Origin of the sequence: Micromonospora sp. WMMD714 (assembly GCF_029581315.1) — a bacterium.
GTDB lineage: Bacteria > Actinomycetota > Actinomycetes > Mycobacteriales > Micromonosporaceae > Micromonospora > Micromonospora rifamycinica.
Map to the genome: position 1 here is coordinate 586,454 of NZ_CP120744.1, position 13,576 is coordinate 600,029.

Consider the following 13,576-nt stretch of genomic DNA (forward strand, 5'->3'; position numbering starts at 1 on the left):
GTGCAGGTGCGGGGACCGGGGAGGTGCGGCGGATGCTGGCGCGGCAGCGGCAGGCCACCATCCTCGACCGGGTCCGGGCCGCCGGTGGCGTACGGGTCACCGAGCTGGCCGCCGAGTTCGGTGTCTCCGACATGACCATCCGGCGTGACCTGGACACCCTGCACGAGCAGGGGCTGCTGGCCAAGGTGCACGGCGGCGCCACCGCCACCGGCTCGACCGACGAGCCGGGCTTCCACGCCAAGTCCGTCCGGCAGTCCGCCGAGAAGGCCGCCATCGCCGGCCACGCCGCCGGCCTGGTCCGCCCGGGTGCCGCGATCGCCCTCTCCGCCGGCACCACCACCGCCGAGCTGGCCCGCCGCCTGGTCGACGTGCCGGGGCTGACCGTGGTGACCAACTCGCTGCCGGTGGCCGAGATCCTGCACACCGCCGGCCGCCCCGACCAGACCGTGGTGCTGACCGGCGGGGTACGCACCCCGTCCGACGCGCTCGTCGGGCCGCTGGCCGTCGAGGCCATCCGCTCGCTCCACCTGGACCTGCTCTTCCTCGGCGTGCACGGGATCACCGAGCGGGCCGGCTTCACCACCCCCAACCTGATGGAGGCGGAGACCGACCGGGCCCTGGTGGAGGCCGCCGACCGGCTGGTCGTCCTCGCCGACCACACCAAGTGGGGCACCGTGGGCATCTCCTCCATCGTCGGCCTGGGCGCCGCCGACATGCTGGTCAGCGACGACCGGCTGGCCCCGCAAGCGCGCCAGGTGATCGACGAGAAGGTGGGCGAGTTGGTGATCGTGACAGGCACGGGCCGGGCGGCCGGGCAGGAGACGACGCGGTGAAGCGTACGGCGATCGAGCTGGCCGACGGCCGCGAGCTGATCTACTTCGACGAGCGGGACGACGCCGTCCGGGACCAACCGGACCAGCGGGAACTCCCCCCGCCCCCACCGGCCTCCCAGCTCCGGTACGACCCGCTCACCGACGAGTGGGTCGCGGTGGCGGTACACCGGCAGACCAGGACCTTCCTCCCCCCGGCCGACCAGTGCCCGCTGTGCCCGTCCCGGGGCGACCGGCAGAGCGAGATCCCCGCGCCCGACTACGACGTGGCGGTCTTCGAGAACCGGTTCCCCTCGCTCAGCCAACGGATCGCCGACGAACCGGCCGAGATCACCCCGTTCACCCCGGTCCGCCCCGGTCAGGGCCGCTGCGAGGTGGTCTGCTTCACCGACGACCACCAGGCCTCCTTCGCCAGCCTCTCCCCCCGCCGGGTCCGGCTGGTCCTGGACGCGCTGGCCGACCGGACCGAGGCCGTCGGCGCGCTGCCCGGCGTGGAACAGGTGTTCTGCTTCGAGAACCGGGGGGTGGAGATCGGGGTCACCCTGCACCACCCGCACGGCCAGATCTACGCGTACCCGTTCGTCACGCCACGCACCCGGTCACTGCTGGCGGCGGCACGCCGGCACGCTGACCGTACCGGCGGGGGCAACCTCTACGCCGACGTGCTCGCCGCCGAACGGGCCACCGGCGACCGGGTGGTCGCGGCCAACGACCACTGGACGGCGTTCGTCCCGGCGGCGGCCCGCTGGCCGTTCGAGGTGCACGTCGCACCGCACCGGCCGGTGCCGGACATCCCGGCGCTCGACGACGCCGAACGGGACGCCTTCGGCCCGCTCTACCTGGACGTGCTGCGCCGCTTCGACGGGCTGTTCGACCTGCCGATGCCGTACATCTCGGCCTGGCACCAGGCACCGGTACGGATCGACCGGGAACTGGGCCACCTGCACCTGCAGTTGTTCACCGTGCGCCGGGCCAGGGACAAGCTCAAGTACCTGGCCGGCTCCGAGTCGGGGATGGGTGTGTTCATCAACGACATCGCCCCCGAGCGGGCCGCCGAACTCCTGCGCGCCGGCTGACCCCTGCGCCCTCCGGGGCCGCCCCGTACGCCGGCTGACCAGCACCCCTCCGCGCGCCGGTCGACCCACGAATCCCGCGCGCCGGTCGACCCGGTCGACCCGCCGGGGCGAACCCTCACCGCCCGGCTGACCCGGACCCCCTCGGGGGTGGCCCTGCGCGCCGGTACGGACCGGGAACGCGGCGCGGGGGGCCCGGTACGGGCCCCCCGCGGGGAAGGGACGGCTGGCTGGGCGAGCAGCCGGGAAGGGCCGGCCGGCCGGTGGTCGTGCCACGGCGACCGGGGGCGACCTCTCCTGGACGCGACTGGCACCACGTCCACCCCGTTCAACGACCTGTCGCCGCCCTCCGTGACGAGCGCGACCCGCACTCACCCGATCGGGGCAACGGCCGCCACCGGCCCACCCCGATCGCCCGGCTCCCGCACGGGCCGCACGAAGCCCTCGCACGGGCCGCACGGAATTCTTGGCAGGGGCCGCGCGGAACCTTGGCAGGGACGCCCGGACCCCGGGGGTGGTACGACGGAACCCGCCGGCGGACTGCCGGCGGGTTCCGTGGATGCGGGCGAGGGTCAGGCGCCGAGCTTGCGCGCCAGGTTCTCGTCGAGGGTGTTCATGAACTCGTCGGTGGTCTGCCACGGGGCGTCCCGCGAGATGAGCAGCGCGAGGTCCTTGGTCATCTTGCCGCTCTCGACGGTGTCGACGATGACCTGCTCCAGGGTGTCGGCGAACTCGGTGACCGCCGGGGTGCCGTCCAGCTTGCCCCGGTGGGCCAGGCCCCGGGTCCAGGCGTAGATCGACGCGATCGGGTTGGTCGAGGTCTTCTCGCCCTTCTGGTACTGCCGGTAGTGCCGGGTGACCGTGCCGTGCGCGGCCTCCGCCTCGACGGTACGGCCGTCCGGGGAGAGCAGCACGGAGGTCATCAGGCCGAGCGAGCCGAAGCCCTGCGCGACGGTGTCGGACTGCACGTCGCCGTCGTAGTTCTTGCAGGCCCAGACGTAGCCGCCCTCCCACTTGAGCGCGGCGGCGACCATGTCGTCGATGAGCCGGTGCTCGTAGGTGATGCCGGCGGCGGCGAACTCACTGGCGAACTCGGTCTCGAACACCTCGGCGAAGAGGTCCTTGAACCGGCCGTCGTACGCCTTGAGGATGGTGTTCTTGGTGGACAGGTAGACCGGGTAGCCCCGGTCCAGGCCGTACCGGAACGAGGCGCGGGCGAAGTCCCGGATCGACTCGTCGTAGTTGTACATGCCCATGGCGATGCCGCCGCCCGGGAAGTTGGCGACCTCCAGCTCCATCGGGGCGCCACCGTCGGCCGGGGTGTAGCTGATGGTGACGGTGCCCGGCCCGGGGACCACGAAGTCGGTGGCCTTGTACTGGTCACCGTGGGCGTGCCGGCCGATGATGATCGGCTTGGTCCAGCCGGGGACCAGCCGCGGCACGTTGGACATGATGATCGGCTCGCGGAAGACGACGCCGCCGAGGATGTTGCGGATGGTGCCGTTCGGCGACCGCCACATCTTCTTGAGGCCGAACTCCTCCACCCGGGCCTCGTCCGGGGTGATGGTCGCGCACTTGACGCCGACGCCGTGCTCGGAGATGGCGTTCGCGGCGTCGATGGTCACCTGGTCGTCGGTGGCGTCCCGGTGCTGGATCGACAGGTCGTAGTAGTGCAGGTCGACGTCGAGGTAGGGCAGGATCAACTGCTCCCGGATCTGCTTCCAGATGATCCGGGTCATCTCGTCGCCGTCGAGCTCCACGACCGGGTTGTTTACCTTGATCTTCGCCATCGGCCGGCGCTCCTCTCGGGGGACACGTGCTCTAGCAGTACGAGCGTACTGGAAACCGGTTCGCGACACCGAGCCGGCCTCGACCCGGCAGCCCCGGACGGCCGAAATCACCGCCCGGGCCACGGCGGACCCTGGCACCATCACCGGATGCCGCTGAGCCGCATCCTCGGGTCTATCACGGTCACCGCCCTCACCGACGGTGAGGGACCATTCTTCCAGCCCCGGGCAGAGGCATTCCCCGGGGCGACCACCGCACACTGGCACGAGGCGGACCGGCGCGAACCCGGCTCGGTCACCGCCGACGGCGGGTGGTGGCTGCCGTTCCGCGCCTTCGCGCTGCGCGTCGGGGACGGGCCGGTCACCCTGGTCGACGCCGGTATCGGACCGGCCGGCTCCCCCGCCGCGAGCTGGGCACCGGTCCCCGGCCGGCTGCCGGCCGAACTGGCCGCCGCCGGCATCGACCCGGCGGACGTGCATACCGTGATCCTCACCCACCTGCACAGCGACCACATCGGCTGGGCGGTCACCGGCACCCCGGGCCGCCCCTACTTCCGCAACGCCGTCTACCTGCTCCAGCGGGCCGAGCTGGCCGCCGTGGAGAGCATCAACCCCGGGCTGCCGGCCGGGCTGATCGCCCCGTTACGCGCCGCCGGCCAGCTCCGCCTGGTCGACGGCGACACCGCCCTCACCCCCGGGATACGGCTGCTGCCCACCCCCGGGCACACCCCGGGCCACCAGTCCGTGCTGGTCGACACCGGCGACGAGCGGGTGCTGTTCACCGGCGACCTGCTGGTGCACGTGGTGCAGCTGGTCGACCCGGACCTGGCGTACGCCCACGAGGCGGACCCGGCGACCGCCCGCCACTCGCGCACCACCCTGCTCGACCAGCTCGCCGGCACCCCCACCCTCCTGGCCACCCCCACCTCACCCACCCCTTCACCCCCCACCCGCTCTCCACTCCCCCGTCGTCCACCCCCTCGCTCTCCCCGCCCGCCCCCACGCCGCCCCCAACGCTGATCAGCGCCGCCCCGCCCCGAAGCGCCTCGCCCCACTGATCGCGCCCCGCCCCGGTGATCAAAACGTCCGCCCGGGTGACCGCGCCTCGCCCGGGTGATCGCACCGGCCCCGCTGATCGCACCCGCCCCGGGTGATCAAGAAGTTCAGGTCACGCCAGGCCGATCTCCTGACCTGAACCTCTTGATCACCGCCGTCAGCGCCCCGGTTCCGGCGGTGATCAAGAGGTTTTGGTCGCGTCAGGGCGGTCTCTTGACCGAAAGCTCTTGATCACCGGGGCGGACGGCGGGGCGGGGCCGGGTGAGGTGGGCGAAGGGCGGGCGGGATGCGGGGACGGGCGGGGTGGGGTGCAGGGACGGGCGGGGCGGGCGGGGACGCCGCAGGGGCGGGACGGCGGGAGCCGTCCCGCCCCTGCGGCGGATGGTTCAGCGGATCACATGTTGGCTACGTCGGCCTGCTTGGCGCGGACGGCCTCGGCGGCCTCCTTGAGGCTGGCCAGCTCGTCGGCGTCCAGCTCGGTCTCGACAACCCGCTTGACGCCCTCCGCGCCGATCTCGGCCTCGACACCCAGGTAGACCCCGGAGATGCCGAACTCGCCGTCCACCCAGGCGCAGACCGGCATGACCGCACCGGAGTCCTCGGCGACCGCCCTCGCCATCCGGGCGGCGGCGGCCGACGGGGCGAAGTACGCCGAGCCGGTCTTGAGCAGCGCGACGACCTCGGCGCCGCCGTTGCGGGTCTTGACGACCAGTTCCTCGATCTGCGCGGCCGGCATGGCCTCACGCAGCGGCTTGCCGTCGACCGTGCTCTTGGACGGCACCGGCACCATCGTGTCACCGTGCGAGCCGAGGGTGAGCGTCGTCACCGACCTCACCGGCACGTCCAGGGCCTCGGCGACGAAGTTGGTGAACCGGGCGGTGTCGAGCATGCCGGCCTGGCCGAGCACCCGGTTCTTGGGGAACTGGGTGGCGAGCTGGGCCAGCGCGGTCATCTCGTCGAGCGGGTTGGACACCACGATGACGACGGCGTTCGGGGCGTACTTGGCGACGTTCTCGGCGACCTGCCGCACGATCTTGGCGTTGGTCCCCAGCAGGTCCATCCGGCTCATGCCCGGCTTGCGGGGCAGACCGGCGGTGATCACCACGACGTCCGAGCCTTCGATGGCCTCGTAGCCCTCGCCGTTGGGGCCGGTGGTGACGCCGACGATCTTGGTCTCGAAGCCCTCGATGGCGCGGGACTGGTTGAGGTCCAGCGCGAGGCCCGCCGGCTTGCCCTCCACGATGTCGGTGATGACGACGGTGTCGAAGACGTCGTACTCGGCCAGGCGCTGTGCGGTGGTGGAGCCGTAGAAGCCGGCCCCGACGACAGTGACCTTCTTACCCATGGTCGTCCCACTCCCTGCTACCAGTCGGTTTTCCAGACCGTAACAGTCAACCTGGCACTGTTCAGGCCAGGGGCGGCGAGCATCCCCGGGATGGGGCCAACGTCACCACCGCACGGTTCCCCGGGGCGCAACGGCCGGACCGCACCACCGTGGACACCGCCGAGCAGCGGGGTCTGCCAGGGTGACCCGCCGACGCAGGCCGGCTCGGACGGACCGGCCCCGCCGCGTCGCGCTCCGCCCTGCGCGGGGGGGGCCGGGCCTGACCGGTCGACTCAGCCCCGCTCGGCGCGTTCGACGACGTTGGTGAGCAGCATGGCCCGGGTCATCGGCCCGACGCCGCCCGGCATCGGCGCCAGCCGACCGGCGACCTGGGCCACCTCCGGGTCCACGTCGCCGGTGTAGCGGCCCTTGCCGTCGTCGCCGATCACCCGGGTGATGCCGACGTCCACCACGGTGGTGCCCGGGGTGACCATATCGGCGGTGAGCAGGCCGGGTACCCCGGCGGCGACGACGACGATGTCGGCGGCGCGGGTGTGCGCGGCGAGGTCCAGGGTGCCGGTGTGGCAGAGGGTGACGGTGGCGTTCTCGCTGCGCCGGTTGAGCAGCAGGCCGAGCGGTCGGCCGACGGTGTTGCCCCGGCCGACCAGGGCGACGTTGGCGCCGCGCAGCGGCACGTCGTACCGGCGGAGCAGCTCGACGATGCCGCGTGGGGTGCAGGGCAGCGGGCCGTCGTAGCCGAGCACCAGCCGGCCCAGGTTGACCGGGTGCAGGCCGTCGGCGTCCTTCTCGGGGTCGATCAGCTCCAGGGCACGCTGGGTGTCCAGGTGCGCCGGCAGCGGCAGCTGGACGATGTAGCCGTGGCAGCCCGGGTCGGCGTTCAGCTCGGCGAGCACGTCGTCCAGCTGCTGCTGGGTGGCGTCGGCGGGCAGCTCCCGGCGGATCGAGGCGATGCCCACCTCGGCGCAGTCGCGGTGCTTGCCGTTGACGTACGCCTCCGAGCCGGGGTCCGCCCCGACCAGGACGGTGCCCAGGCCGGGGGTGACACCTCGCTCCGCCAACGCCTTGACCCGTACCCGCAGCTCGTCCTTGATCTGGGCTGCGGTCGCCTTGCCGTCCAGGATGATCGCCGTCACGACCTGATCGTCTCATGGCGCGCGGACGGCGGACCGTCGACGGGGAACCGTGACTTTCCGTGACGTGCCATTGGTCACTCTGAGTAACAGATTGTGGAGCGGGTCACCCCCCGCCCCGGAGGGTGGCACCCCATCGGGCACGAACCGGACGACCGGTGCCCCTACCGGACGGCAGCACCCTTCCGACCACACCACCCCACGGAGAACCCCCGGCACACCCGCCATGAGCAGTAGATAAGGCCGAAGTCACTACCACCGGAGAGCGCCGGCGACAAGTGGCACGGGCGCGATCCGTTACGCGTTCGCAACCCGCGCGTTGTCGATGGACCGACCCTGACCTACCGTTGCCGAACGTTGCTCAGAGTGACCCAGCGTCGGGTCCGGCTGCGCTTCGTGATGAGATGAGGAGACCCCCATGCGTGTACGCAGGCTCGCTGCCTGGACCGCCCTCCCGCTCGCGGTGACCCTGGGCCTGGCGGCCTGCGGCTCGGGCGGCGGCAGTGGTTCCGGCCAGTCCGACCCCGACGCGGCCGTGCGGATCGAGATCGCCGAGCCGCAGCACCTGGTGCCGACCAACACCAACGAGACCAGCGGCTCCCAGGTGCTCGCCGCCCTGTTCAGCCCGCTGGTCGACTACGACGAGGCCAACAAGCCGTACGAGGTGGCCGCCGAGTCGGTCACCTCGTCGGACAACAAGGTCTGGACGGTGAAGCTCAAGGACGGCTACACCTTCCACAACGGCGAGAAGGTCACCGCCGACAACTACCTCGACGCCTGGAACTACGGCGCGTACGCCCCGAACGGGCAGAACTCCAGCTACTTCTTCGAGAAGATCGCCGGGTACGCCGACCTCCAGGGCGAGAAGCCGCAGGCCGAGCGGTTGTCCGGGCTGAAGAAGGTCGACGACCTCACCTTCACCGTCACGCTGACCGAGCCGTACAGCGAGTTCAAGACGATGCTCGGCTACACCGCCTTCTACCCGCTGCCCAAGGCCGCCTTCTCCGGGCCGGGCGTGCTGCGGGAGGGCTACGAGCAGGCCCCGATCGGGCAGGGCCCGTTCCGGATGAAGGGCTCCTGGCAGCACGACGCCAAGGTCGAGGTGGAGCGCTACGACGCCTTCCCCGGCGAGCGGCCGAAGGTGGGCGGGGTCGAGTTCCGGATCTACCAGCAGCTCACCGCGGCGTACGCGGACGTGCTGTCGGACAACCTCGACGTGATCAAGACGATCCCGACCGAGAACCTGTCCACCGCCGGCACCGACCTGGGTGACCGGTTCCGGCAGAGCCCCGCCTCGTCGTTGCAGGTGCTGGCCTTCCCGACCTTCCAGAAGGAGTTCAGCAAGCCCGAGGTGCGCAAGGCGATCTCGATGGCGATCGACCGGGACGAGATCACCAAGTCGATCTTCAAGGACTCGCAGCAGCCGGCCCGCTCGTTCGTCTCGCCGGTGGTCGCGGGCTACCGGGAGAACACCATCGGCGCGGCCGGCGAGTTCGACCCGGCCAAGGCGAAGGCGGCATACGAGGCGGCCGGCGGCCCGAAGAAGATCGAGCTGTCGTACAACGGCGACGGCGGGCACAAGGACTGGATCGACGCGACCTGCAACCAGCTCAAGGCCAACCTGGGCGTGGAGTGCGTCGGCACCGCCGAGCCCAAGTTCGCCGACCTGCTGACCAAGGTCAAGGCGAAGCAGCCGGTGGGCCTGTTCCGGATGGGCTGGGTGATGGACTACCCGTCGATGGAGAACTACCTCGGCCCGCTGTACAGCACCAACGGCTCGTCGAACTACTACGGCTACAGCAACCCCGAGTTCGACAAGCTCCTCGCCGAGGGTGCCAAGGCGCCGAACGAGGAGGCCGCGATCGCCAAGTACCAGGCGGCCGAGGACCTGCTGGCCAAGGACATGCCGGTGATCCCGCTGCGCTACGGCCAGAACAACTTCGGCCACTCGACCAAGGTGAAGAACGTCCAGATGGACCTCTTCGACCGGGTCGACCTGCTGAAGATCGAGGCGGTCAGCTAAGTCCGTGAGGACGTCGGCGGCGAGCGGGCCGTCGGCACGTCCGGGCGCGTCGGCGGCAACGGAGCCGTCGGCGGGGGCGACGGGTCGGGTCATCGGTGGACGGTGGCCCGACCCGCCTCCGTCTCCGCTACTTTTGGGCAAGACTGCACAGTATGTTCCGCTTCGTTCTGCGGCGTCTGCTCCAGATGGTCCTCGCCTTCTTCGGGACCACGCTGATCGTGTACGCCCTGATGTTCGCCGGCCAGGGCGACCCGATCCAGGCGCTGGCCGGCGAACGGCCGGTCACCCCGGCCCAGCGGGCGTACCTGACGGAGAAGTTCCACCTCGACCGGACCGGCGTCGGCGGCTTCTTCTACCGCTACCTCGACTACCTCAAGAACCTGCTCCAGGGTGACCTCGGGCAGTCGCTGACCGGCCGGTCGATCGGGGACGTCCTCGCCGCCGCCTGGCCGGTCACCGTCAAGCTCGCCGTGATCGCGATGGCGGTGACGATCCTGTTCGGGGTCACCGCCGGGGTGCTCGCCGGCATCCGCCGGACCGGCGTCTTCGACAACGCCACGCTGGTGCTCACCCTGCTGGTGCTGGGCATCCCCACCATCGTGCTGGCCCCGCTCGCGCAGTACCTGCTCGGCGTCCGGTGGGCGGTCTTCCCACCCACTGCCGGGGCCGACCCCGACCTGTACGCCCTGCTGCTGCCCGGCATCGTGCTCGGCTCGCTGTCGCTGGCCACCGCGCTGCGGCTGACCCGCACCTCGGTCGCCGAGAACCTGCGCGCCGACTACGTCCGCACCGCCCGGTCCAAGGGCCTGGCCCGGCGCCGGATCATCGGGGTGCACGTGCTGCGCAACTCGCTCATCCCCGTGATCACCTTCCTCGGCGTCGAACTGGGCAACCTGATGAGCGGCGCGATCATCACCGAGGGCGTGTTCAACATCCCGGGGGTGGGCTTCAACCTGTTCCGAGGCATCCGCACCGAGGACGGCCCGCTGGTGGTGGGCATCGTCAGCGTCCTCGTCGTGGTCTACCTGGTCGCCAACCTGGTGGTCGACGTGCTGTACGCCGTCCTCGACCCGAGGATCCGCTATGAGTGAACGCGACGGGGTGCCGGCATGAGCGACTTCGAGACGGTGGCGGCGACGGAGGACCAGTCCGCCCGACGGGGGGTCTCCGGCGAGCCCGGCACCCCCGACCGGGTGGGCGTACCCCAGAAGCCCCGCAGCCTGGCCGGGGACGCCTGGCGCGACCTGCGCCGCAAGCCGGTCTTCTGGATCAGTCTGGTGCTGGTCGTGCTGGTCGCCGCGATGGCCGCCGTGCCGTCGCTGTTCACCGCGAACGACCCGCGCGACTGCGTGCTCTCCCGCCAGCACGCCGCCGCGTCCGGCGGGGCCGTCTTCGGGTACGACTTCCAGGGCTGCGACACGTACGCCCGCGCCGTCTACGGGGCCCGCGCCTCGCTGCTGGTCGGCGCGCTCTCCGCGCTGCTCACCGGGATCATCGCGCTGGTGGTCGGGATGCTGGCCGGGTACTTCGGCCGCTGGGTCGACGCGGTGCTCTCCCGGGTGATCGACATCGTGCTCGGCATCCCGCTGCTGCTCGCCGCGATCGTGCTGCTCAAGCGGGTCAGCACCGGCAGCGACACGGTCCGGCTGTTCGCGGTGATCTTCGTGTTGGCGGTGCTCGGCTGGACCACCGCCGCCCGGGTGGTCCGCTCCTCGGTGATCACCGCCAAGGAGCAGGACTACGTGGCCGCCGCCCGGATGCTCGGCGCGGGCCACGGGCGGATCATGTGGCGGCACATCCTGCCCAACGCGCTCGCCCCGGCGATCGTGGTGCTGACCATCGCGCTCGGGTCGTTCATCGCCGCCGAGGCGACCCTGAGCTTCCTCGGCATCGGCCTGAAGGCCCCCACCATCTCCTGGGGCATCGAGATCGACGCCGGCCGGGTGCACATGCGCGAGTCGGCCGTTCCGCTGGTCGTCCCGTCCGCCTTCCTCGCGCTGACCGTGCTGGCCTTCATCATGCTGGGCGACGCCATCCGTGACGCCTTCGACCCGAAGCTCCGGTGAGCGCCATGACCACCACCCTGGGCGGAGGACGAGTCCCCCGCGCGCCCCGGCCGGGCACGGCGTGTCCCGCGGTCGCGGCTGAGAGGCGGCTCCGGTGACCGAATCCGCGGCCCGGCCCACGCCGGCCTCCCCCACCCCGCCCGGCGGTCACCTGCTGGAGGTACGAAACCTGCACGTCGAGTTCCGCACCGGTGAGGGGGTGGCCAGGGTGATCAACGGGGTCTCCTACCACCTGGATCCGGGCGAGACGCTGGCCGTGCTCGGCGAGTCCGGCTCCGGAAAGTCGGTCACCGCCCAGGCGATCATGGGCATCCTGGACACCCCGCCGGCGGTGATCCGTTCCGGTCAGATCCGCTACCGGGGCCGCGACCTGCTCACCCTGCCCGAGGAACAGCGCCGGCAGGTGCGCGGCAAGGAGATCGCGATCATCTTCCAGGACGCCCTGTCGGCGTTGAACCCGGTCTTCCCGGTCGGCTGGCAGATCGGCGAGACGCTGCGGCACCGGGACGGGATGTCCCGCGCCGACGCCCGACGGCGGACCGTCGAGCTGATGGACCTGGTGCGGATCCCCGGGGCGGCCGGCCGGCTCGGCGACCACCCGCACCAGTTCTCCGGCGGCATGCGGCAACGGGTCATGATCGCCATGGCGCTGGCGCTGGACCCGAAGGTGCTGATCGCCGACGAGCCGACCACCGCCCTCGACGTCACCGTGCAGGCCCAGATCATGGACCTGCTGGCCGACCTGCGGCGCGACCTCGACATGGCGATGATCCTGATCACCCACGACCTGGGCGTGGTGGCCGGCGTGGCGGACCGGATCGCCGTCATGTACGCCGGCCGGATCGTCGAGCACGCCGACGTCCGCGCGCTGTACCGGGCGCCCGCCCACCCGTACACCAAGGGGCTGCTGGCCTCGATCCCCCGGCTGGACGTGCGCGGCCGGGAACTGGCCACCATCCGGGGACTGCCACCGAACCTGATGCGGATCCCCACCGGCTGCCCGTTCCACCCGCGCTGCCCGTACGCCCGGCAGGTCTGCGTGGACGTGGTGCCGGACGACCTGGTGCTCGCCGACGGCCGGACCAGCGCGTGCCACTTCGCCCAGGAGGTGCACGATGACCGGGCACGCTAGCCCCGCCAAGGTCCGGGGGGAGACCATCCTCGCCGTCGACGACCTGGTCAAGCACTTCCCCATCACCCGGGGCGTGCTCTTCCCCCGGCAGGTCGGCGCGGTCCGGGCCGTCGACGGGGTCAGCTTCACGCTGCGTCGGGGCGAGACGCTCGGCATCGTCGGCGAGTCCGGGTGCGGCAAGTCGACCCTCGCCCGGGTGCTGATGCGGCTGGAGACGCCGACCTCCGGCCGGGCCACCCTGGAGGGCCGGGACCTGCTCTCCGCCTCCGGGGGCGAGCTGCGCCGGCTGCGGCGCAACATGCAGATGGTGATGCAGGACCCGTACACGTCGCTGAACCCGCGGATGACGGTGGGCGACATCATCGGGGAGCCGTTCGACATCCACCCGGACGCCGCCCCGAAGGGCAGCAAGCGCGGCCGGGTCCAGGAGCTGCTGGACGTGGTCGGGCTCAACCCCGAACACGTCAACCGGTACCCGCACCAGTTCTCCGGCGGCCAGCGGCAGCGCATCGGCATCGCCCGCGCGCTCGCGCTGCGCCCCGAGGTGATCGTCTGCGACGAGCCGGTCTCCGCCCTGGACGTCTCGATCCAGGCCCAGGTGATCAACCTCTTGGAGCAGCTCCAGGACGAGTTCGGGCTCTCCTACATCTTCATCGCGCACGACCTGTCGGTGGTCCGGCACATCTGCGACCGGGTGGCGGTGATGTACCTGGGCCGGATCGTCGAGACCGGCACCGAGGAGGAGGTCTACGAACGGGCCACCCACCCGTACACCCAGGCGCTGCTGTCGGCGGTGCCGGTGCCCGACCCGGACGCGCGCGACGCCACCGGCATCATCCGGCTGACCGGCGACGTGCCCAGCCCGGCCGACCCGCCGTCGGGCTGCCACTTCCGCACCCGCTGCTGGAAGGCCGAGGAGATCTGCGCCCGCGAGGACCCGCCGACCGTCCCCCGCCCCGCCGACCCGCACCCCAGCGCCTGCCACTTCGCCGCGCTGCGCGAGCCGCCGGACGGGGGCTGACCGACGGTCGCCGCGGGCGGACACGCCTGGGCCGGCCCGGGCGGTGACCGGGGCGTCGGTTCACCGCCGGCGGACACACCTGCGGCCGGGCACACCAGGGGTGCCGCTCGGCC

Annotated in this window: 11 protein-coding genes; 8 read left to right on the plus strand and 3 right to left on the minus strand. The window is 71.8% G+C overall.

From position 1 onward, the window contains the following. Positions 1–32: 32 nt before the first annotated feature. Positions 33–833 carry a DeoR/GlpR family DNA-binding transcription regulator gene (locus O7625_RS02635; RefSeq protein WP_282344044.1) on the plus strand — a complete coding sequence of 267 codons (801 nt, stop codon included), beginning with the start codon at positions 33–35 and terminating at the stop codon, positions 831–833. Next, positions 830–1,906 carry a galactose-1-phosphate uridylyltransferase gene (gene galT, locus O7625_RS02640; protein WP_282344045.1) on the plus strand — a complete coding sequence of 359 codons (1,077 nt, stop codon included), beginning with the start codon at positions 830–832 and terminating at the stop codon, positions 1,904–1,906. Before O7625_RS02635 ends, galT begins: the two co-directional genes overlap by 4 nt. Positions 1,907–2,475: 569 nt before the next feature. Here the strand turns inward: galT and O7625_RS02645 are convergent. Beyond that, complete coding sequence (locus O7625_RS02645; protein ID WP_282344047.1) at positions 2,476–3,693, minus strand: NADP-dependent isocitrate dehydrogenase; 1,218 nt, start codon at positions 3,691–3,693, stop codon at positions 2,476–2,478. A 147-nt stretch (positions 3,694–3,840) separates the two neighbouring features. Between O7625_RS02645 and O7625_RS02650 the strand changes: the two genes are divergently transcribed. Next, a complete protein-coding gene (locus tag O7625_RS02650) occupies positions 3,841–4,710 on the plus strand; it encodes an MBL fold metallo-hydrolase (RefSeq protein ID WP_282344049.1) in 870 nt (289 codons plus the stop codon). Positions 4,711–5,140: 430 nt separating this feature from the next. Here the strand turns inward: O7625_RS02650 and O7625_RS02655 are convergent, their stop codons facing one another. Beyond that, the gene (locus O7625_RS02655; protein WP_282344051.1) at positions 5,141–6,091 is read right to left on the minus strand and encodes a malate dehydrogenase; all 951 of its coding nucleotides are present in this window, start codon (positions 6,089–6,091) and stop codon (positions 5,141–5,143) included. 272 nt (positions 6,092–6,363) lie between these two features. Next, entirely contained in the window at positions 6,364–7,224 is an 861-nt protein-coding gene (locus O7625_RS02660) for a bifunctional methylenetetrahydrofolate dehydrogenase/methenyltetrahydrofolate cyclohydrolase (protein ID WP_282344053.1), read from the minus strand. 415 nt (positions 7,225–7,639) lie between these two features. On the opposite strand from O7625_RS02660, the gene O7625_RS02665 reads away from it, so the two are divergent. The 5 genes from O7625_RS02665 to O7625_RS02685 all read left to right on the plus strand — a co-directional run bounded on the left by O7625_RS02665 (position 7,640) and on the right by O7625_RS02685 (position 13,463). Continuing rightward, the gene (locus O7625_RS02665) at positions 7,640–9,244 is read left to right on the plus strand and encodes an ABC transporter substrate-binding protein (protein WP_282344055.1); all 1,605 of its coding nucleotides are present in this window, start codon (positions 7,640–7,642) and stop codon (positions 9,242–9,244) included. A gap of 152 nt (positions 9,245–9,396) precedes the next feature. Beyond that, a complete protein-coding gene (locus tag O7625_RS02670; protein ID WP_282344057.1) occupies positions 9,397–10,335 on the plus strand; it encodes an ABC transporter permease in 939 nt (312 codons plus the stop codon). Between the two features lie 18 nt (positions 10,336–10,353). Then, positions 10,354–11,310 carry an ABC transporter permease gene (locus O7625_RS02675; protein WP_067314932.1) on the plus strand — a complete coding sequence of 319 codons (957 nt, stop codon included), beginning with the start codon at positions 10,354–10,356 and terminating at the stop codon, positions 11,308–11,310. 94 nt (positions 11,311–11,404) lie between these two features. Beyond that, positions 11,405–12,442, plus strand: coding sequence for an ABC transporter ATP-binding protein (locus O7625_RS02680; RefSeq protein WP_282344080.1), 1,038 nt, complete (start codon positions 11,405–11,407; stop codon positions 12,440–12,442). Continuing rightward, positions 12,426–13,463 (plus strand): dipeptide ABC transporter ATP-binding protein, encoded by a 1,038-nt coding sequence (locus O7625_RS02685; RefSeq protein ID WP_282344082.1) that lies wholly within the window; start codon positions 12,426–12,428, stop codon positions 13,461–13,463. The genes O7625_RS02680 and O7625_RS02685 overlap by 17 nt, the downstream gene beginning before the upstream one ends. Positions 13,464–13,576: the final 113 nt, after the last annotated feature.